Genomic DNA, 20,931 nt, shown 5'->3' with positions numbered 1-20,931 from the left:
ATTATGATGACTATTTTTATCATCACGTTAGCATATACTGAACAATGAAAAGAATCTCCTTTAAGTCCCTGCTGGGAGGGGCCGCACTGACGGTACTCCTGAGTATGGCCTGTACCCACGCTGATGCACAATACCGCCTGCGTTTCAATGGCGCCAGCAATTTCGTGGAACTGAACGGTAAAGACCTCCAACCTCCTTATACGGTGGAATGCCTCGTCAGCCGGAATAAAGTAAGCACTTACTCGTCCCTGCTCACTAGCAGCGATTATGAAAGTGGTATCCGCTTGGAACAATATAACAATACCAACAAAATCGGGCTTACCAAGAAAGGTAAATTCGACGTCCTGTTTGATTATGAACTACCGGTTGGTAAACTCACGCATATCGCCCTAGTAGCGGATAGTGTGCATACCTCCCTCTATGTAGACGGTAAGTTCATCCAGACAATTGATAAAAGTATACCCCTGCCTTTGTCCCAGATTGGCTTGGATGCAGATGGTTTCGGTACCCTCAATGCCACTGTTGATGAGATGCGTATGTGGGACAAGGAGCTCTCTGCGGCCACCATTGCGCGACTCGCCTTTAAAGAAGTGACGGATAAAGATCCTGAATACAATCACCTGTTGCACTATTACAAGTTCGACGAGGGGAGTGGTAATGTGATAAAGGATTCGAAAGGCACGCTCAATGGAAAGATTTTCCTAGCGAATTATGAAAAAGTATATCCGCTGGATATTGCCATTACCAATGTGGTCACCCCGCAAAATGGCCGTGATGCCTTTTCTTCGGCGGAACCTGTGACGATTCGCGTTACCAACCTGGGTACGCAGGAGGTAAACAAGGATGTTACTGTCACTTACAGTATTGGTACCGGTGCTGCGGAAAAGCGCATCAGCATTCCGTTTGGAGCCGCGCCGCTGCCGCCATATGCCTATAGAGATGTACTGTTGGAAAAGGCAGACCTGCATAGTAAAGGTATCTGGCAGTTGGATGCGAAGGTGATATTAACGGGAGACGAAAACCCCTCCAACGATAAACTCTCCACCCATCTACTATTGAAGAAAGTGCCATTGACGAATGTTGTGAAACTGCAACAGCAACCGGGTCAGTTGCTATTTACTTTGGGCAACGCCAACGTAAAACTGCAGTGGCTACAAGCAGACCTGTATCGGCTACAAGTAAGTACAGACGGTCATTTTGAAGATGCTATGGAAAATGGTATCGTCGTTTGGAACGGCGATAAAGCAGTACCTTACCAGGTAGCTGATAAAGGGAGACACTATAACATCACTACTTCGAAGTTAACACTGAAAATAGATAAAGCGCCTTTTCGTATATCCGTCTACGATAAAAGCGGAAAGCTGATCTCTGAACAAACAGAACCGATCAGTTTGGGTGAACAGGCTACAGAATGCCTGCGTCGGGGAAGCAAAGACTACTTCTACGGTGGCGGTATGCAGAACGGCAATTTCTCGCATCGCGACAGCATCATCCCTATCCGCAATAATTTCGGTAACTGGGGCGCGAATACCACTTCCAACCCGGCGCCGTTTTTCGTGAGCACCGCTGGTTATGGCATTTTCCGTAATACCTTCAATAAAGGGGAATATGCCTTCCGCGATACAGTAAAACTCCAGCATGAAGGCTATCAATTCGATGCTTATTATTTCTATGGACCGGGCATTAAAAATGTACTGGATCAGTATACCCATGTAACAGGTCGGCCATTTATGGTGCCGCGTTGGGGCCTTGAATTCGGCGATGCGGATTGCTATAACAAGAAAGGCGTCACCGGTGATGTGATTAGTAAAGTGGCCCGTGTATATCGCGAAAAAGATATGCCTGGTGGCTGGATACTCCCTAACGATGGCTATGGCTGTGGTTATCAGGGATTGGATACAGTGGTGCAAAGTTTACATAAACTAGGTTTCTATACAGGTTTATGGACAGAAAACGGCGTAGAAAAAATCAAAGATGAAGTAGGCCATTTGGGCACGCGTTGTATGAAGCTGGATGTAGCCTGGGTAGGTCCGGGTTACAAATGGGGCCTGGATGGAAACCGTGCTGCTTTCCAGGGAATTGAAAATAACGCAGATGCCCGTGGTTTCATTTGGTGCGTGGCCGGATGGGCGGGCACACAACGCTATGCCACCGTGTGGAGCGGCGACCAGAGCGGTAACTGGGAATATATTCGTTTCCACATCCCAACTGTGATTGGTAGCGGACTCTCCGGCTTCAACTACGCTACCGGCGACGTAGACGGTATTTTCCGTGGAAGCGCCAAAACATATGTACGCGATATGCAATGGAAGGCGTTTACGCCGGTATATATGGCTATCAGCGGTTGGGCGAAAACCAACAAGCAACCGTGGACTTACGATGAGCCCTATACGAGCATTAACCGCAAATACATGAAGCTGAAAATGCGCCTGACGCCGTATATGTATTCCTATTGTCGCGAAGCCTATGAAACTGGTACGCCAGTATGTAGGGCCATGATCCTGGAATATCCGCAGGATAGCACTACTTGGGGCCGTTCTACGCAGTATCAATTCATGAGTGGAGAATACCTGCTCGTAGCGCCTGTATACAAGGATGAAGAAAAACGCGATAGCATCTACCTACCAGTCGGCACTTGGACCGATTACGACAATGGTGTTACCTATTCCGGTGGACAGTGGCTGCAAAACTTTGCCGCTCCGCTGGAAAAGCTGCCGTTGTTTGTAAAGCAGGGAGCTATCATCCCTAAATACCCTGAAATGCTGTACGACAGGGAGAAACCAAAGGATACCCTCACCCTGGAAGTCTACCCTGGTGCAGATGGTCATTTCAAATTATATGAAGACGATGGCGCTACACTGGCGTATAAAAAGTCGAACGCCTTCGCCTATACGAATATCACATCCAAACATATGAGTGGTAAAACTACGGTCACCATTGGTGCTACCACTGGTAAGTACAATGGGCAGTTAGAAAAACGTAGTATTAAATTGGAAGTATTCCGTCAGCAGCAGCCAAAGAAAGTAATGCTGAATGGAAAAGTGATTAGTAGCTGGACATGGCAGCCTGGCTACAAGAAAGGTTGTGTCATGATAGACGCTGGCATGGCTGATATCCGTAAGGTACAGCAGTTGGTGATAGAATAAAATTTTCCGCATCCATCCATTCAACTCCGGCTGACAGTTGTAAAGCTGTCAGCTTTTTTTTGCAATGAACTTTTCGATTCGCGCGCTGTTTTAGCAAAGGAAACCATTGTCACACATGAAAACGCTGTTCCTTTGTTTGTTCTTGATCACCGCATTTGCATTTACCCGCCCGCCGCAGGAGAATTTGACTGTAGGAGAAGTATTGCGCAAGGCAAGGCAGTTGGACCGGGACAGCGCTACTGTCCGACTCACCGGCTATTTTACTCGGAAGCTTTCGAAAGGATGGTATCAGTTTGAAGATCGAACCGCAGAGATCAAGGTGTATGTAGATGACAAGTATCTCCCGAGCAAACCTTTGGACGACCGGGTTTCTATGATCTTATATGCCTTGGTAGTGTATGAACAAAATAAGCCTGTCACCCTGAAGGCCAACAAGCTTATCATGGAAGAATGAGGAAAGATTTACAGCACTTTCACCGCAAATCCGTATATACTTTTCAGACTTGCCAATATAACGATCACAGCTACCGCGATCATAATGGTTTTAGCGGAGATTTTATTGGATACCTTAGCCGCAATAGGAGAGGCCAGGGCACTGCCTATCACGAGTCCCATCACAGCCTCCCAATGCACATGCGACAGCACCGTTACGAAGGTGAGAGAACTCAGCATAGCGATAAAGAAGCGGCAGAGTTTAACGGTTCCTAAAGAAAAACGAGGATGACGGCCGCCGGCAATCAGGGAAGAGAGCACAATAGAGCCCCATCCGCCGCCGCCAATGGCATCTATAAAGCCGCCAAAGAAGCCAAGAATGCCAATTCGTTTGATTTTTTTATGCTGATGCGCTTTTTTATAGCGCACATTAATCGCTCTTTTCAGGATGATACTACCCAGAATGAGGGTATACAGGGAAACAACGGGTTTCGTATAGGTAGCATAATGTTCCAGGGAAGACAACAAGTACGCCCCTATGACCGCCCCTGTAATGCCCGGAATGATGAGCATTTTGAAGAGTTTCTTGTTGATATTCCCCATTTTAAAGTGCATCCAGCCAGCGATGCCATTACTGAGGATTTCCGAAATATGGACAGCCGTACTGGCGGAAGCCGGCGGAATACCCATAGACAAGGAAAAAGTAGTGGAAGTAATACCGTAAGACATGCCAATGGCGCCGTCAATCATGGCAAAAATGAACCCTGCAAGAAGAAAATAATAAAAAGTAGGGGGGATGTCTGCTACATATTGCTGGAAAGTGGGCGTATGCCACCAAATGGTTGTCAGGGTAATTCCGAAGAAGAGCACCGCAGCCGTCCACCAAAGTATACGTCTTCCCGATGGGGTACTCTTGGCAGGCAAAACTGTTTCCTGTGGCGGAACAGCGGCTGTTTTAACGACGGTGGGGGCAGCAGATGGTATGACTTTCTCCATGTATATATCCAGTCAATTTCATCACAAAATACATAAACTCTATGAAAATAGTAGACTATTAGAAAAAAATTCCAAAAGATAGTTTTAGAGAGATGTAACCATACTGGCAAAAATACCTTAACGTATAAGAATTCTTTAGCCTATATTTGGGGTTGCGAACCAATTTTCCCACATAATGTTTCTACAAGTTCTTGGAACTATAATTCTTGTTTTACTGAATGGATTTTTCGTAGCGGCCGAATTTGCTATTGTAAAAGTTAGGTCTTCACAGATAAACGCCAGTGAAGGAGCTTCCAAAAGGGCTACCAAAGCGGCAAAGCATGTTCTGAGTAACCTCGATGGTTATCTAGCGGCAACACAACTGGGTATTACCTTGGCTTCCCTGGGTCTGGGTTGGGTCGGAGAATCCGTAGTAACAACATTAGTATTAAATTTCATGGATGCTATCGGGCTGCATATTACTGAGAGTGCGGCGCATGCGGTAGCTATTCCATTTGCGTTTTTAGTTATCACCGTAATGCATATCGTTTTTGGAGAACTTGCTCCAAAGTCAATGGCTATACGTAAACCGCTGCCTACCACGCTGGCAGTAGCAGTACCGCTGCAATTCATCTTCATCATTTTCCGTCCATTTATCTGGATGCTGAATGGCCTGGCCAACAGTATCCTGCGCTTTTTCGGATTACAACCAGCCGGAGAATCAGAAATTCACTCTGAAGAAGAGCTCAAACTGATTATCTCTGAAAGTCAGGAGGGTGGGGCCATCGAAGAAACGGAAAGAGAGCTGATACAGAATGTATTTGAGTTTGATGATAGTCGCGTGAAAGAAATATTTACGCACCGCAAAAATCTTTCTGCCTTGGATATTTCCCTGCCATTTGATCAGTTGGTCAACCAGGTGATCACAGATGGCTATTCCAGGTATCCCGTGTACAGCAATTCTCTGGATGATTTGAAAGGGGTGATCTATACCAAAGATTTGGTGAAAGGCGTGCATGAGAAAAAATTAACGGATATCAATGAGATCCTCAAACCGGTATATTATGTACCAGATAGTATGAAGATCAAGGACCTACTCCGTACTTTCCAGTTACAGCGTATACAGATGGCCGTGGTGACCAATGAGTTCGGCGATACCGAGGGTATTGTGACCATGGAAGATATCCTGGAAGAGCTGGTAGGCGATATCCAGGACGAGCACGACCAGGAAGCGCCGATTGTGGAGAAAAAAGATGATATCACCTATATCGTGAATGCCCACGAAAATCTCTCTGATATCAACGAGCATCTGCCATATCCATTACCTGAAAGCGAACATTATGAAACGCTGTCGGGTTTAATAAACTACGTACATGGCAATATTCCTAGAGAAGGAGACGTTTTGCGCCTGGACAGATACGAGGTGTTAATATTGAAAATGTTCCGCAGCTCCGTAGAGAAAGCTAGCCTGAAATTATTGTCTGACGAACAAAAATAATAACCATGGAAAAGAAAATCCTGCACGTACTGGAAGGAAGAGAGAAGCAGATAACGGATACAGAAGTAGTGCGACAGTCGTTGCCCACCGCGCAGTTTCGTTTTGCGAATCCGTTCATTGTGGTGCATCACATGATGCCTAAGTTTTTTCCTGCTGGCTCTCCGGAAGATCGGCTGCATCCGCATCCACACAGGGGCTTTGCACCGGTTACTTTCATGTTGCAAGGACAGGGATTCCATCGGGATAATGCTGGCAATGCTATGACGGTATCAGCAGGGGATGTACAGTGGATGTTTGCAGGAAAAGGTATACTGCATAGTGAAGGGCCTTCGGAAGAATTTCTGCAAGAAGGGGGAGTTTATGAACTCTTGCAGCTTTGGTTTAATGTACCGGCGGCGCATAAGTTTGAGGCGCCGTATTATCAGTATGTACCGGGTAATACCATGCCTGTAGTGGCTAATGAGGCGGGCGTGCATTTAACCCTGATAGGAGGGGAGTATGGTGGTCAAACAGGCCCACTGAAAAATTTTACCCCTATCACTGCTATTTGGGGAAGTATACACGCAGAAAAAGAATTCAGGCTGCATGCGAAGCCTGGCTACTGGACGCTGTTGTATCTGATTGATGGTTGTCTCCTCGTAAATGGAACTACTGTAGATTGTTATCATTTAGTGGTGTTTGATAAAGACGATCCGCATACGGAAATTTTGCTGCAAGCCACAGAAACCACGCGTATACTGTATCTCAGCGCTGAACCGATCAATGAACCTGTTGCTGCAAAAGATAATTTCGTGATGAATACAGCCGAAGAAATTGAACAGGCCTTCTCCGATTATAAGAATGGATTGTTCGGTACCTTGGAAAAGTAGTCTCCCTAAAAATATCTCATTACATATTGAAGGCAATATCTCTTGCCTGTCGCCCTGAGGTGACAAAAAAAAGAAGAAGGGTGTGACGTCGCAGATGTCACACCCTTCTTCTTTTTTTGATACAGCCTTTTCGTTAATACCTACCGTTGTTTAGCATACATTTCTGTGAATGCTAAGGCAGACAAAACTATGGCTTGCTAAACTGTGTCCAAATCCTTTGTGGGCTTGTGCTTAATCGTTTTACTTGTTTTATCGATTTTTTGCTATATTCAGTATAAGAATTCGAATTCCACATTTTTCTGGTCGAGATAATTTAGCACACTGTTAGACCCGTTAGTCGTATCCCATGATCCGATCCTGATTTCCTTTTTTATTAACCATCAAAAATCTAAACATGACCTTCCGATTCCACGCACTGCAGCGCGTTGTGCTGCCTGCCATTACCATTGTTATCCTGGGCATGCTATCCTGCAAAAAGGACCTTGCTCCCCAGACTGATCAAACGCCTAAAGCCCATACAGAATCTGTCACCAAAGCCGGCGGGAAATCTGTCTGCTATGTGGAGGTTAACAGCAATAGCCTGTTAGAAACGGGAAAATATACCCTCACTACAGGTGGCCAGCAGCTTTTTGATATTGCCATTATATTCGCGGCCAATATCAATTTCAACACCACTACACAACAGGCCTACCTGTATAACAACCCGCAGGTAACTAGTGTGTTGGTAAACAAGAGCACACAGATCGTTCCCTTGCAAAACAAAGGCATGAAAGTATTGCTGTCTATCCTGGGGAATCATCAAGGCGCTGGCATTTCGAATTTTACGAGTCGCACTGCTGCGCATAACTTCGCTCAGCAACTGGCGGATACTGTTGCCTATTATGGATTAGATGGCATCGATTTCGATGATGAATATGCCGATTATGGCACGAATGGTACACCACAGCCTAACGACAGTTCTTTTGTATTCCTGTTGAGCGAACTCCGTTCACTGTTGCCCACAGGTAAGATTATTTCTTTCTACTACTATGGCCCTGCGGCTTCCTATTTGTCTTATGGCGGTCAGAAAGCAGGCGATTTTGTGAACTATAGCTGGAATGCCATCTATGGCTCTTTCTCCGTTCCAAATGTAGCGGGACTCACAAAAAGCCAGTTGGCACCTGCTGCCGTAGATATTATGAGTACAAGCCAGAGTACTGCCGTATCCCTGGCAAATTCCACGAAAAGCAACGGCTATGGGGTTTATCTCTGGTACAATCTAACCAGTACGAATAAGGCTTCTTATTTCTCTGCCGTATCGCAGGTGCTTTACAGTAGTAAGGTGACTTATACTCCTTGATAGCGGAGTGTTTTAAAATTAAGTGCTAAATCGTTTAAGTAGAAGGGGTTACGGCTGGCTGAAAAAGTGGTAATACAAAAATAGGACGTCGTCTCAGGTATCCTGGAGGCGTCCTATTCTTTTGGGTTATGGAGGGCTTATGATTTTTTGTACTTTTCGTTTTGACTAAGGGCATTCAATTTTTCTGTATCCGCGGGATTTCAAGCCTATCCAATCTTTTGCCTAATTCGAGCACATGTGTTCTCATTCCTAAGATACTATAATCAATGATATCAAATCGTTTTTCACATTTGTCATCCAGCATCTTAATATCGTCCTGCAGACCATCAAATCGTTTTTCAGACTTGATATCCATTTGTTTAATACTCTCCTCCATGAAATCAAATCGTGTTTCAAACTTCTCATCCATCGCTTTCATATTCCCCTCCATTCGATCAAACCTTTGATCCATACTTTCAAATCTAAGATCCATGGTATCAAACCTTTGATCCATACTTTCAAACCTACGATCCATACTTTCAAATCTACGATCCATACTTTCAAATCTAAGATCCATGGTATCAAACCTGAGATCTATGGCGGTAAACTTTTTCTCAAATTTTTCGTCCATGGAAATTATCCTTTGCTCAAGGTCTTTACCTTGTTTGTCCAGAAGACCTGTGAATTTGTTATCCAATCCTTTAATAGCGCCTAAAATTACTTGCATCTGATCATTCGACATACAACGTGTTTTTGGGTTAAAAAATTAATTTACATCGTAAAAGTAGCGAGCTTTTCCTATCGAAAATCATGTCAAAAGTTAATCAAATGTTATTGAAAATTAATTATTTATGTATTATTAAATTGATTAAATAATTATCATTTTGATTATCTCTGGAACAAAACGAAAATGGTTCCACTATAGGGTGGAACCACTTCGGGAACGCATTAATTTTTCTGTTAGCCTGATTTATTATTGACCGTAGTTGATACCTGCTTTCTTCCAACGTGCGTAGAAATAGCCTAATGCCTGCTGGAATGCAGTATAGTTTTTATTGGCGGGTTGTGTCCATCCAACTTCTGCATAGGCGGCCAGGCGCGGATATACGCGTACATTCATGCTTTGTGCATCCGGGATAAATTCACCCCACATTTGGCAGCCAAATCCAAGGATTTTCGATTGGTATTGTGGTTCCAGTCCAGTTGGTATTGGATCAAAGCCATAGGCTTTATCCAGTTTGAAATCGTAATCCAGGTATGTATAGGAGTGATAAGAGTTTACGACATCATAGCCTTTGGAAACGGCATCTCGGATGAGCGAGAGCTCTCCTTTCCAGAAGTGTACAATTGTTTGTGGCGCTAGTTTTTCCGTACCTGCAACATCGTTGGCATCATTATATTCGTGGAGTTTTACGCCCATGATTTCATTCCAGCCCATCATTCTGCGGTTGTTGTCGGCCAGGTAATTGGAAATACTATTAGTAAATGCAATTTGGAGATCGGCGGGGGAGTTGAGATGATGATCCCGCATATATTTCACTACAGTGGAATCAGCTTTCCACTGGTCATATTTTACTTCATCTCCACCGATGTGTATCACTTTGGATGGAAAGAGCGTCATTACTTCCTGCAGTACGTCCTGTAAAAATCCGATCACTTTTGGATCTGTTACATTGAAAACGTTATAATGCACACCAAACTGCGCGGGAACTGCAATCTGTTCGTGGCGGGTGCCCAGCCAAGGATAAGCGGCAATAGCAGCACTGGCATGACCTGGCATTTCAATTTCTGGAACAATGTTGATATGCCTTTCGGTGGCGTATTGAATAATATCTTTTATCTGTTCCTGCGTATAGTAGCCACCGTGAGGAACCAGTCGGTATACCTTGCTGCCAAAGGCTGTCTGCGAAGAATCGCGGTGACTGCCAATCTTGGTCAGTAGTGGATACTTTTTAATTTCTATTCTCCAGCCCTGATCATCTGTCAGGTGCCAGTGGAAAGTATTCATTTTCAGGAGGGCCATTTCATCCAGCAGTTGTTTGACAGTGGCTACTCCTTTGAAATGACGGGCTTCGTCTAGCATAAAGGCTCTCCAGCCGAAGCGGGGCTTATCTTTTATGTCTACTCCTGAAATCGTATAGATATTACCGTTAGCATTTATAATTTGCCTTAAAGATTGGATACCATAAAATATGCCTGTATTGGTAGCGGCGGTGATGACTACGCCGGTATTATCCGTATGGAGGGTATAGCCTTCTTGTCCCAGTTCCTGGGCTAATTGGGGCTGAAGATCGAGGCGGATATAATTGGAAGCAGCATTACTGGCGGCGCTGAGGTGCAATCCATATTCAGTGGCCAGTGTTTGTTGGAGGAAACCCGCTTCGCTGGCGCTTTTACCGGCGATGATAGCGGTTTGATCGGTGAGTGAAAAGGTGGTACCAGTGGTTTTGACTTCCGAAGGTCGTGGAATGATGTTCACTGCGTAGAGCTGTGTGGTAGCGCAAAAGAGCGCGGTGAGTGCTGCCAGCATTTGCCTTATTGTCTGCATGATAAATGGAGGTTATAAGTAATTTCCAAAGGCAAAAATTACAAATAATCTCCGTATGCAGGCTGAACTTTTACACGAGTGCGCTCTTTATGCGGGCGCTGGCAATATCTGCTATGGCTTCTGCCCAGAAGATAGGCGCCACTTTCAGGAAGGGGAGTAGGCGGTCAGCAGCCACCGGATGGGTGCTGCTGACGGATGCTGACTCCTGTAATATTTCTGTGAAGTACAGGTTACCCAGTTTGCACTGGATACCGGATGCGTGGTATATGCTGAATACATCCACGGTGGCGGTTACCTGTTGTATATCGTCGGTTTTGGTGAAGGCGTATAAATTTCCTTCTTCATTGATGGCGGGCAGCCAGCCTTTTTCCTGGAGATGGAGGATAAGTGCTTCTTGCTCCATCACTATATCTTCGAAATCGTTGATTTGTGTCTGAAACCGTTGCTGTGGCGTTAACAGCGTGGTGTTTCTATCCAACTGATTGAATGCAGGAACGATATTGTTTACCGAGAGATGCTGTCTCCACTGTTGCAAACTGGTTTCATCCAGTTGCAATGGATGGAGCAATCTTACGGTGGCATATTCTGGTAAATGTATTTCAGCTCCCGAAACACTGTGCAGACGGGATTCTTCGGTGCATCTGAAGGTGGTCATCAATTGGCCTGCTTCATCATATACTGCCCATACCAATCTGTTGGCAAATACAAACATCAACGGGTTTTGCAGGAACAGTTCCAACCATTGTTTGGCTGTCCAGTTGCGCTGATTGACGAGGAACTGTTCCAATCGCTTCGTTTGTGCAATAGCCATATCCGGCAGTTGTTTCTGCAAGGATTTAAAGAAACGTTTGGTTTCTGGAGCGGCAGCTACAGGCGGCGTTTTCGGACGTCTGTTTTTGCGATTCAGGTAAGCGATGCGGAAGTTAAGATCTACAAATCCTTTCCAGGTATCGCCTTTCATATCGAATGGCTTGTATCGCCCTTCAAAATCCAGGTCAGGAACGGCTTTGTCGCCCAGTTCATGGAGGGTGAGTCCCAGTTCTTCGGCGGCGCGGGTCAGCGCAGTTCTGGCGGCTGCACCCAGCGCTACTTTCCTGGTAACATATTTATTAGCGTAGTATTCTACTATTTGAAGTGATTTGCTGCCGGCATGGAGGGCCAATGCGGCCAGGCCATGTTCCGCCTGACGAGGACGGCGATGTTTAATCCAGTCTGCGATATTATCCTGTAAAGCAGTCGCCAGTTGTTTATGACCGGTGAGCGCTGCGGTAGCGAGGAGGAATTTCAGTCTGGTATCACCTTCATGTTGTTCGTACAGATTGAACAGTGCCACAGCAAAATCATCATTGCGTGTTTTGTCGAGCAGGCGGAGTAACGGTCTCGCCTCTACGTCGGCGCCCATTTCTTTAATCCTGGACATGCGGTACAGGAGGAAGCGGGTAGCCTCGAGGGGAAGCTGTGTACCGTCTGTAGTCCACAGGAGAGGGAGGGATTGGTCATCCAGCCATTTCTCCAGTGGGCGGGACAGTTTATGTCTGCTGGCGGCAGAAGCGATCAGGTAATTGACCGTTTCCATATCTGCTGAATACTGGATGGTATTGCCCAAGGTTTCCAGCATCATATCACGTGCATCGTCGTTGATCTCATTGTGGAGGGCCTCCTGAATGAGGGTACGTGCTGCTGGCGTATTGATACTGCAAAGGATGAGCGTAGCTGCCAATCGCTGTTCCGCCTTTTTATGCTGAAGGAGATCAGCGGCTTTGTTATAAGCCTGTGGGTCTCGTGCCAACAGGGTAGCTACTGCCATGCGTACTGATTTCAGTTTATGCAAGGTATATGGCCATAGCTGGTCCGCAAAAGCAGCGGGATCATGTTGGTCCAGTACGGGTAGTAGCAGTTTGATATCGTAGCCGTTTTCCAGTGCATTCAACAGGATAGGTAGTACTTGTTGTTGCGGTTGTTGGCCGAGGATATCGAAGCATTCTCCCTGGATCATGCGTTTTTCACGGATGAACTGTTCCAGGTAAGCGGTACCGGCGGCAGGGTCTTGTTGGAGCAAGCCATGCAGGGCGATGACGCTTAATGGATAACTGCGGCGGTCGTCCGCATGCAGCAGGGTAGTAGCGTATCCTTCTACCTCCGGCTGATGGGAAGTAAAATCTTCCAGGTATTGCCGGAATAGCGGGAGTAAATTCGCCTGATAGGTTTCAGGTTGGAAATTGGTGAGGGCGAGATGAACGCCCAGGCGTACGGCCACCGATCCTGCGTTGGCGGCGGCAGTAGCGATTTGCAGCAGCAACGGTTCATATTTACTGAAGTTGTGCTGTAATAAGGTATTGGCTAGTTCACTGTGAAGGTATCCCGGAAGTTGTTGCAGGAGTTTGGCTTCCAGGTAATTCATTTCATGGTCGGGATGACTCCTACTAAGGAGTCGAAAGAACAGGGAGTTCCAGTTTTGCTGATACCATCTTTGAAGGTATGGTTGTATTGTCAGTTGATCCGTTGATCTAAGCAGATCCTGTAGGAATTTTCGCAGGGGCGAAAATTTCAGCGGCATGAGGTCCATATTATCGCCATAATTGGAATAAAGGATCATCATGGAGCCGATTTTCTCAGGGGAATAGCCCTGTTGCTGCAGGAAGTGGGTAAAATTGCTGAATCGCTGTACAATAGAGGAGGAGCTGCCTGGCATATCTAGCATAGGGATCATATGCTTCAGGAAATCATGCTCATTTTTCTCCCATACCTGTGGTTCGGATAGTAACTGTAATACCAACTGGTCGTTGTCATTCCATTGGTCCGGGAGCTGTAGCAGGGGGATAAAGGCGCCTGCCATTGCTATTTCGTCTGTGGTGGTCAGAGAGGGAACAGCGGCTTGTCTGCCGGTCAGGAACAGATGGATCGACACGATCGTGGTTTCATTCGCATGCTGGAAGAACCTTTTTTTCAGTCTTTCGATAATTGGTTGTGTCGCTTCCTCTGTATATGGCATAAGGTCTAAATAGGTTCTGTTTAGTTAGTCTTCTCTGCTTGTTGCCGCGGATAGCGGTTTTAAAGATTAAAAAATTAAGTTATACATATAATGCCTACTTGAAGCAAAATCGGTCACAAATTAAAGAAAATCGAAAAATAAAAAAGCCAAATATCAAATGTCTTTTGGGGACTATCTGATAAATGGCAATAAATTTTATAAAAATAGAGGAGTTGATTAGAGGAAACCCAGTTCCAGCTTGGCTTCTTCGCTCATCATTTCCTTTGTCCATGGTGGATCGAAGGTAAGGTGGACGTGTACATCGGTCACACTTTCCAGGTTTCTGACCTTTTCTTCCACTTCGCGGATGATATCTCCGGCAACGGGACATCCGGGAGCGGTAAGGGTCATATCAATACCAACGCTATTATCGTCTTTGATTTTAATGGCATATACCAGTCCTAGTTCCCAGATATTCACCGGAATTTCCGGGTCATAAACGGTGCGGAGTTGTTCTTCTATCTGATCCCTTAATGTTGATTCACTCATTGCTGATTGATTTTCGCCTGGTAGGCTACGGAATAAAGTTTCATTTGTTTCAGCATACTCAGCAGACCGTTGGAACGGGTAGGGGAGAGATGACTGCTCAAACCGATAGCGTCGATAAAAAATATTTCTGCGTCCGCGATTTCCTTCGGCGTATGGCCGGAAAGTACGGAGATCATGAGGCTTACGAGTCCTTTTGTGATAACGGCATCAGAATCGGCGGTAAAGATGAGTTGACCGTCTTTGAGTTCTGTGTGCAGCCATACGCGGGATTGGCAGCCTTTGATCAGGTTATCGCTTGTTTTGAATTCTTCCGGAATGAGGGGCAGTTCTTTTCCCAACTGGATGATATATTCATATTTATCTTCCCAGTTTTCCATGAAGGAAAAATCGTCAATTACCTCGTCTTGTTTTTCTTTGATCGTCATGATGCCCAATTTACAGCAGCATTTTGCTGGCACGTTTCACACCGGCCACCAGCTTATCAATTTCTTCCATGGTATTATAGAAAGTCAGGGAGGCCCTAACGGTACCTGGAATTTGAAAGCGGTCCATGAGTGGTTCGGTGCAATGGTGTCCGGTTCTAACGGCAATTCCTTGTTGGTCCAGCAGTTCGCCCATATCGAATGGGTGGATGTTGTGCACCAGGAAGGAGATCGCGCCGCTTCTGTGGGCAGCATCGCCGATAAAACGGAGGCCGTCTATCTGGCGGAGCTGATCCACAGCGTAGGCGGTTAATTCCTCTTCCCATTGCTGGATAGCCGGAATGCCGATATGCTGCAGATATTCAATGGCTGCACCCAATCCGATAGCACCCGCAATATTTGGGGTACCAGCTTCGAATTTATAGGGCAGCTCATTATAAGTTGTTTTTTCGAAAGTAACGGTTTTAATCATATCTCCACCGCCTTGGTAAGGAGGCAGTTTGTTGAGCCATTCGGAAGTACCGTAGAGTACACCGATGCCGGTAGGGGCATAGATTTTATGGCCGGAGAATACAACAAAATCCGGTTGCAGCGCTTGCACGTCTATGGTCAGGTGCTGGATAGCCTGTGCGGCATCGATCAGTACCGGAATATTTCGTGCATGCGCCAGCGTGATGATATCTTCCACGGGATTGATGGTACCCATGGTATTGGAAACATAAGTTACAGCTACAATTTTAACGGTATCATCGAGCATGGCCTCGTACGCATCCATGAGGAGTTCGCCCTTATCGTTGATAGGGATTACTTTCAGGGTAGCGCCGGTATCTTCACAAGCCATCTGCCAAGGAACAATATTGGAGTGATGTTCCATAGCGGAAATGATCACGCTGTCTCCTTTTTTGAGGAAGCGGCGGCTCATGGCGTTGGCTACGAGGTTGATACCATCGGTAGTACCTTTTGTGAAGATAACTTGGTTGGCATTAGGTGCATTGATATATCCAGCCACGATCTGGCGGGCTTTTTCATATGCATCGGTTGCCACCTGGCTCAGATGATGTACACCACGGTGCACATTGCTATTATATGTTTCGTAGTAACGTTCTATTGTATCTATTACCACTTGCGGCTTTTGCGTGGTAGCACCATTATCGAGATATACCAGCGGTTTGCCGTGCACCAACTGTTGCAGGATAGGAAAATCTTTCCTGATAGCGGCAACATCTAGTGTGGTGGTTCCTATGTTAGCAATATGTTCCATGTTGTATCGTCTTAATTGTTCATGATAGCCTCGATCTGTCCCTGGATGTAATCCTGCAGGGCAGGTACCGCGATTTCGTCGGTTACATCGTGGGAGAATGCATTTACCAGCAGGGCTTTAGCGGATTCTTCACCGATACCGCGTGCGCGGAGGTAGAACATCGCTTCTTCGTCGAACTGGCCAGCAGTAAAGCCGTGGCTGCATTTCACGTCGTCGGCATAAATTTCCAGTTGTGGCTGGGAGTTGATATTTGCTTTATCGCCCAAGAGCATGTTGTTATTCTGCTGGAAGGCGTTTGTTTTTTGTGCGTCCTGGTGAACATGTATTCTACCGGTGAAAACTGCGTTGGCAGTGTCCAAAAGTACGCCTTTATAGTGCTCGTTACTGTTGCAGTTAGGCTGCAGGTGATCCATAAAGGTATGGTTATCTACATGCTGAGAGCCCGTTGCAAGGTACAGTCCTTTCAGGTTTGTTTCAGTGTTGCTGCCTTTCAGGATTACGCTCAGGTTATTACGGGTGAGCGGCGTGTTAGGCAGGGTGAAACTGAAATGATGATAGCGACTGTCGGCACCCTGTTGAGCGGCAGTGGTATTTACATTGCGGAAATTCTCAGCGCCCTGTTGCACGTTATAGTGCCAGAGTTCTGCGTTTTCCAGTACTACCACTTCGGTTACGCTGTTGGCAAAAGCAACGGCTTCCTGTTTAGGGTGCACGGTGCTTTCGATAATAGTGGCCGCCGCGTTTTTGTGCAAGATCCACAGGTGACGTGGCTGAACAAAAGCATGACGGTCGGAAGTATAAACATGTACCAGGTGAATCGGTTTGTCTATCACAACATTTGCCTGGAGTTCGATGAACAGACCGTCAGCGAAGAGGGCAGTGTTGAGGTTAGCCAAAGATTCAGTGGACAGGTGTTTCTGTTGGTTGAACCATTTGCTAAAGCCAGGAGCATCCGTGCTAGCGCTCATTGCGCCGATGTGGATGCCCTTTCCTTCCGGCAGGTTGGAAAGGCTCGCTTGCAGATGGCCATTTACAAGAACAATACGATAGCTGTCCAGTCCTGCGATGGCTGCTTCATCAGCAACGTTTGCAGTGGTGGTAGCTGGTGTATTTGAAAATTCATATGGATACTCTTTCAGGAACCGCTGGATGTTGGTGAAACGCCATGCTTCCGTTTTCAGGGTAGGGAGACCTGCTGCTGCAAAACGTTCCAGTGCTTCGCGGCGTGTATCCTGCAGGCTGTCCTGCGGGGCCGACAAAGCAGTTACGTCTTCCGTTAAAGCCTGGTAAAAAGGTATCATGATATCGCTTGTCATAATTGTTGCTAACGCTTTTTAATAAATTACGAAATATGGTTTCCGTAATTTGATTATACTGATTCTTTCTCGTGTTCTGCTTCCTTCAGCCAATCGTAACCTTTTTCTTCCAGTTCCAGGGCCAGTTCTTTGGTTCCGGTTTTAATGATACGGCCGTTGTACAGTACGTGTACGAAATCAGGAACGATATATTCGAGCAGACGCTGGTAGTGGGTAATCACTACGAAGGATTTCTCTGCATCGCGCAATTTGTTTACACCGTTGGAAACGATACGGAGTGCATCGATATCGAGTCCGGAGTCAGTTTCATCCAGGATGGCGAGCTGAGGATTCAGCATAGCCAACTGAAATATTTCATTACGTTTCTTTTCACCACCGGAGAAACCTTCGTTGAGGGAACGGTTCATCAGGTTGGTGTTAAAATCTACAAGCTGTTGTTTTTCTTTGGTCAGTTTCAGGAATTCCTTCGCTTCCAGCGGAGGGAGGCCTTTATAAGTTCTAACCTCGTTTACTGCAGTTTTGAGGAAGTTGATGTTGGAAACACCTGGGATTTCTACTGGGTATTGAAAAGCGAGGAAGACACCTTCACGAGCGCGATCTTCTGGAGACATTTCCAGCAGATTTTTGCCATTGAACCAAACTTCACCTTCGGTAACAGTATAGTTGTCACGACCCGCCAGCACGGATGCCAGGGAGCTTTTACCAGAACCGTTTGGTCCCATGATAGCATGCATTTCACCTTTATTGATTTCCAGGTTAATGCCTTTCAGAATTTTTTTCCCTTCTACTTCTGCGTGCAGATTTTTAATCGTCAGCATGATTGTTTTATTTCTTTCTGTATGTTTAAATAGTTGTCAGTAATCAGTTACTGGTTAATCTTCGTAACCAATTCCCAACTATCCAACGCTTCCTTCCAATGTGATAGATAAAAGTTTCTGAGCTTCTACGGCAAATTCCATAGGTAACTGGTTCAGTACTTCTTTAACGTAACCGTTTACGATGAGCGCTACCGCTTTCTCTGTATCAATACCGCGGGCATTGAGGTAGAAGATTTGATCTTCACCGATTTTAGAGGTGGTCGCCTCGTGTTCGATCATAGCGGTTTTATTCCTAGACTCGATGTAAGGGAATGTATGAGAACCGCATTGGTTACCGATCAGGAGGGAGTCGCACTGTGTAAAGTTACGGGCATTTTCTGCGCGAGGACCTACGGAAACGAGTCCGCGGTAGCTGTTATCGCCATGGCCGGCAGAAATACCTTTAGATATAATACGGCTTCTGGTGCCTTTTCCGATGTGGTGGATTTTAGTACCAGTATCAGCAATCTGTTTGTTACGAACTACTGCTACGGAATAGAATTCACCTTCGGAGTGATCACCCTGGAGGATCACGCTTGGATATTTCCAGGTGATAGCAGAACCGGTTTCTACCTGTGTCCAGGAGATTTTACTGCGCTCGCCTTTGCAGATACCACGTTTGGTAACGAAGTTGTAGATACCGCCTTTACCGTCTTTATCACCAGGATACCAGTTTTGAACGGTAGAGTATTTTACTTCTGCATGATCCAGTGCTACGATTTCCACTACAGCTGCGTGCAGTTGGTTTTCGTCGCGCATAGGAGCGGTACAACCTTCCAGGTAGCTAACGTAACTGTTATCGTCCGCAACGATCAGGGTACGTTCGAACTGACCTGTGTTTTGTGCATTGATACGGAAGTAAGTGCTCAATTCCATTGGGCAACGAACGCCTTTAGGAATGTACACGAATGAACCGTCAGAGAATACTGCACTGTTCAGTGCAGCGAAAACGTTATCTGAGTGTGGTACCACAGTACCGAGATATTTCTTTACTAAGTCAGGATATTCCTGCACCGCTTCACCGAAAGAGCAGAAGATCACGCCCATTTCTTTCAGTTTGCCTTTGAAGGTAGTAGCCACAGAAACGCTATCGAATACCGCATCTACCGCTACGCCTGTCAGTGCTTTCTGTTCATTTAAAGGAATACCCAGTTTTTCGAAAGTAGCCAGCAGTTCAGGATCTACTTCATCCAAACTGTTTAGCTGTTTTTTCTTTTTAGGAGCCGCATAGTATGAGAGTGATTGCAGATCCAGTTCAGGAAGTTCAAAATGCTGCCAGTTAGGGAATTTCAGCTTTTTGAAAGCCTGAAAGCCCTTCAGTCGCCATTCCAGCAACCATTCCGGCTCATTTTTTTTCGCCGAAATAAAACGGATGATATCTTCATTCAGCCCTGGAGGTGCTATATCCATTTCAATGTCGGTGGTAAAGCCAAACTCATACTCCTTATTGGCTATATCATCTATTATTTCGTTACTATTTATCATACGGTTTTGTGATTTAGAGGTTGTTCGGTGGTAGCAAAGCGGTTGGTTGGTTTACACCGCGAAGCTTTCCCCGCAGCTGCACGTTCTGGTTGCGTTAGGGTTGTTAAAGTAAAGCCCCTTACCGTTCAGACCATCGGAATAATCCAGTTCTGTTCCGTATAAGTACAATAAGCTCTTCATTTGTACTACCACTTTGATTCCTTTGTCTTCAAACACTTGGTCGCCTTCTTCCTCTGTATTTTCGAATTTCATCACATATTCCAAACCGGAACATCCGCCACCTTTCACGCCTACACGAACAAAGGTGCCTGGCGCATGGTGTTCTTTTTCCATTAATGCCTTAATATATTCACCTGCTTTCTCTGATACGGTAATCATACTCAGAATTGTTTTAAATAAATAGCCGGTTTCCCGGCCAAAATATTGTGTTAGAATGCACTGCTACCGGATTATCGCAGTGGGCGGGCCAGAATAGTGACAAAGGTTCGCAAAATTACAACCTTTTCACAGAATTTCCAGTCCCATATTGACTTTTAACCTCTCTTTCAGAGGTCGCCGGACAAAAAAACATTTTGTTACCTGATACAAAAATACGAGATTTGACAATAAAACAAGTAAAAACTTGGAAAATCACCCAACTCGAATCAGAAATGCTGCCGACCGGTTATTGACTATACTCAAGACCAGAGGCCCGCTGCCAGCTTCACAACTGGCGGTTGAGCTGGGTATTACCGGTGAGGGAGCCCGGCTCCATCTTGTTAAATTGCAGGAAGAAGGGCTGGTACAGTCCGAAAGCATCTCCCGTGGCGTAGGTCGCCCGCAACAAATATGGAGCCTGACCGCCCTCGGCAATGCTCGCTTCCCTGATACGCATACAGAATTAAGTCTCCAACTGATACAAACCATCAAAACTGTTCTCGGTAAGGAAGCGCTCGCTAACGTAGTGGCTGCCCGTGAACAAAATCAGCAGGAAAAATACCATGCCGCCCTCGAAGGCATTAACGGCATCGAAAACCGCTTGGAAGCATTCGCTACCATTAGAAGTGGGGAAGGGTATTTAGCTGAATGGAAAAAAGAAGATGGGGTGTACTATTTCATTGAAAATCACTGTCCTATATGTTGCGCGGCTACAGAGTGTGATAACATCTGTACCTCTGAAATGAGAACGTTTGTCAGCATAGTAGGTAATGATGCGTCCGTTTCAAGAATGGAACATATCATCAATGGCGCCCGCCGTTGCGTATATAAAATTGTTCCTGACGGAGCGTCCGTGTCTTCCTAAAT

17 protein-coding genes are annotated in these 20,931 nt (G+C 45.8%); 6 read left to right on the top strand and 11 right to left on the bottom strand.

The features are described from left to right. Positions 1-44 precede the first annotated feature (44 nt). Positions 45-3,146, top strand: coding sequence for a TIM-barrel domain-containing protein (locus JO154_RS02675; protein ID WP_291941614.1), 3,102 nt, complete (start codon positions 45-47; stop codon positions 3,144-3,146). A 115-nt stretch (positions 3,147-3,261) separates the two neighbouring features. Then, positions 3,262-3,600, top strand: coding sequence for a NirD/YgiW/YdeI family stress tolerance protein (locus JO154_RS02670; RefSeq protein WP_291941612.1), 339 nt, complete (start codon positions 3,262-3,264; stop codon positions 3,598-3,600). An 8-nt stretch (positions 3,601-3,608) separates the two neighbouring features. On the opposite strand, the gene JO154_RS02665 is transcribed toward JO154_RS02670, so the two are convergent. Beyond that, on the bottom strand, positions 3,609-4,574 hold the full coding sequence (locus JO154_RS02665; protein ID WP_291941610.1) for a sulfite exporter TauE/SafE family protein: 966 nt from the start codon (positions 4,572-4,574) through the stop codon (positions 3,609-3,611). 175 nt (positions 4,575-4,749) lie between these two features. Here JO154_RS02665 and JO154_RS02660 point away from each other — a divergent pair, with 175 nt between their 5' ends. The 3 genes from JO154_RS02660 to JO154_RS02650 all read left to right on the top strand — a co-directional run bounded on the left by JO154_RS02660 (position 4,750) and on the right by JO154_RS02650 (position 8,259). Further along, positions 4,750-6,051, top strand: a complete 1,302-nt coding sequence (locus JO154_RS02660) for a hemolysin family protein (protein WP_291941607.1) — start codon at positions 4,750-4,752, stop codon at positions 6,049-6,051. Positions 6,052-6,056: 5 nt separating this feature from the next. Further along, entirely contained in the window at positions 6,057-6,920 is an 864-nt protein-coding gene (locus JO154_RS02655) for a pirin family protein (protein ID WP_291941605.1), read from the top strand. Positions 6,921-7,314: 394 nt separating this feature from the next. Continuing rightward, on the top strand, positions 7,315-8,259 hold the full coding sequence (locus tag JO154_RS02650) for an endo-beta-N-acetylglucosaminidase H (RefSeq protein WP_291941604.1): 945 nt from the start codon (positions 7,315-7,317) through the stop codon (positions 8,257-8,259). A 175-nt stretch (positions 8,260-8,434) separates the two neighbouring features. Here the strand turns inward: JO154_RS02650 and JO154_RS02645 are convergent, their stop codons facing one another. The 10 genes from JO154_RS02645 to JO154_RS02600 all read right to left on the bottom strand — a co-directional run bounded on the left by JO154_RS02645 (position 8,435) and on the right by JO154_RS02600 (position 20,025). Continuing rightward, a complete protein-coding gene (locus JO154_RS02645; protein WP_291941603.1) occupies positions 8,435-8,980 on the bottom strand; it encodes a hypothetical protein in 546 nt (181 codons plus the stop codon). A gap of 231 nt (positions 8,981-9,211) precedes the next feature. Next, positions 9,212-10,786 carry a beta-N-acetylhexosaminidase gene (locus JO154_RS02640; RefSeq protein WP_291941601.1) on the bottom strand — a complete coding sequence of 525 codons (1,575 nt, stop codon included), beginning with the start codon at positions 10,784-10,786 and terminating at the stop codon, positions 9,212-9,214. Positions 10,787-10,856: 70 nt separating this feature from the next. Then, a complete protein-coding gene (locus tag JO154_RS02635) occupies positions 10,857-13,778 on the bottom strand; it encodes a DUF4132 domain-containing protein (protein ID WP_291941600.1) in 2,922 nt (973 codons plus the stop codon). Between the two features lie 216 nt (positions 13,779-13,994). Further along, the gene (locus JO154_RS02630; protein ID WP_291941598.1) at positions 13,995-14,306 is read right to left on the bottom strand and encodes a DUF59 domain-containing protein; all 312 of its coding nucleotides are present in this window, start codon (positions 14,304-14,306) and stop codon (positions 13,995-13,997) included. Continuing rightward, positions 14,303-14,731: a SufE family protein gene (locus tag JO154_RS02625; RefSeq protein ID WP_291941595.1), complete on the bottom strand. Its 429-nt coding sequence runs from the start codon at positions 14,729-14,731 to the stop codon at positions 14,303-14,305. Before JO154_RS02625 ends, JO154_RS02630 begins: the two co-directional genes overlap by 4 nt. A 10-nt stretch (positions 14,732-14,741) precedes the next feature. Further along, positions 14,742-15,989, bottom strand: coding sequence for a cysteine desulfurase (locus JO154_RS02620; protein ID WP_291941593.1), 1,248 nt, complete (start codon positions 15,987-15,989; stop codon positions 14,742-14,744). Positions 15,990-16,000: 11 nt separating this feature from the next. Next, positions 16,001-17,305: a Fe-S cluster assembly protein SufD gene (sufD, locus tag JO154_RS02615; RefSeq protein ID WP_291941592.1), complete on the bottom strand. Its 1,305-nt coding sequence runs from the start codon at positions 17,303-17,305 to the stop codon at positions 16,001-16,003. A gap of 53 nt (positions 17,306-17,358) precedes the next feature. After that, positions 17,359-18,123 (bottom strand): Fe-S cluster assembly ATPase SufC, encoded by a 765-nt coding sequence (sufC, locus tag JO154_RS02610; RefSeq protein WP_291941591.1) that lies wholly within the window; start codon positions 18,121-18,123, stop codon positions 17,359-17,361. A gap of 78 nt (positions 18,124-18,201) precedes the next feature. Next, a complete protein-coding gene (gene sufB, locus JO154_RS02605; RefSeq protein ID WP_291941590.1) occupies positions 18,202-19,647 on the bottom strand; it encodes a Fe-S cluster assembly protein SufB in 1,446 nt (481 codons plus the stop codon). Positions 19,648-19,698: 51 nt separating this feature from the next. Further along, positions 19,699-20,025, bottom strand: coding sequence for an iron-sulfur cluster assembly accessory protein (locus JO154_RS02600; RefSeq protein ID WP_199073021.1), 327 nt, complete (start codon positions 20,023-20,025; stop codon positions 19,699-19,701). 244 nt (positions 20,026-20,269) lie between these two features. Between JO154_RS02600 and JO154_RS02595 the strand changes: the two genes are divergently transcribed. Then, entirely contained in the window at positions 20,270-20,929 is a 660-nt protein-coding gene (locus tag JO154_RS02595; protein ID WP_291941586.1) for a metalloregulator ArsR/SmtB family transcription factor, read from the top strand. Positions 20,930-20,931 lie beyond the last annotated feature (2 nt).

Source organism: Chitinophaga sp., assembly GCF_019236475.1.
Classification (GTDB): domain Bacteria; phylum Bacteroidota; class Bacteroidia; order Chitinophagales; family Chitinophagaceae; genus Chitinophaga.
This window is presented reverse-complemented; position numbering and strand designations above follow the sequence as displayed.

Coding starts and splice junctions, on each gene's coding strand:
- JO154_RS02675 (WP_291941614.1), top strand. CDS start 45: ATGAAAAGAATCTCCTTTAAGTCCCTGCTGGGAGGGGCCGCACTGACG.
- JO154_RS02670 (WP_291941612.1), top strand. CDS start 3,262: ATGAAAACGCTGTTCCTTTGTTTGTTCTTGATCACCGCATTTGCATTT.
- JO154_RS02665 (WP_291941610.1), bottom strand. CDS start 4,574: ATGGAGAAAGTCATACCATCTGCTGCCCCCACCGTCGTTAAAACAGCC.
- JO154_RS02660 (WP_291941607.1), top strand. CDS start 4,750: ATGTTTCTACAAGTTCTTGGAACTATAATTCTTGTTTTACTGAATGGA.
- JO154_RS02655 (WP_291941605.1), top strand. CDS start 6,057: ATGGAAAAGAAAATCCTGCACGTACTGGAAGGAAGAGAGAAGCAGATA.
- JO154_RS02650 (WP_291941604.1), top strand. CDS start 7,315: ATGACCTTCCGATTCCACGCACTGCAGCGCGTTGTGCTGCCTGCCATT.
- JO154_RS02645 (WP_291941603.1), bottom strand. CDS start 8,980: ATGTCGAATGATCAGATGCAAGTAATTTTAGGCGCTATTAAAGGATTG.
- JO154_RS02640 (WP_291941601.1), bottom strand. CDS start 10,786: ATGCAGACAATAAGGCAAATGCTGGCAGCACTCACCGCGCTCTTTTGC.
- JO154_RS02635 (WP_291941600.1), bottom strand. CDS start 13,778: ATGCCATATACAGAGGAAGCGACACAACCAATTATCGAAAGACTGAAA.
- JO154_RS02630 (WP_291941598.1), bottom strand. CDS start 14,306: ATGAGTGAATCAACATTAAGGGATCAGATAGAAGAACAACTCCGCACC.
- JO154_RS02625 (WP_291941595.1), bottom strand. CDS start 14,731: ATGACGATCAAAGAAAAACAAGACGAGGTAATTGACGATTTTTCCTTC.
- JO154_RS02620 (WP_291941593.1), bottom strand. CDS start 15,989: ATGGAACATATTGCTAACATAGGAACCACCACACTAGATGTTGCCGCT.
- sufD (WP_291941592.1), bottom strand. CDS start 17,305: ATGACAAGCGATATCATGATACCTTTTTACCAGGCTTTAACGGAAGAC.
- sufC (WP_291941591.1), bottom strand. CDS start 18,123: ATGCTGACGATTAAAAATCTGCACGCAGAAGTAGAAGGGAAAAAAATT.
- sufB (WP_291941590.1), bottom strand. CDS start 19,647: ATGATAAATAGTAACGAAATAATAGATGATATAGCCAATAAGGAGTAT.
- JO154_RS02600 (WP_199073021.1), bottom strand. CDS start 20,025: ATGATTACCGTATCAGAGAAAGCAGGTGAATATATTAAGGCATTAATG.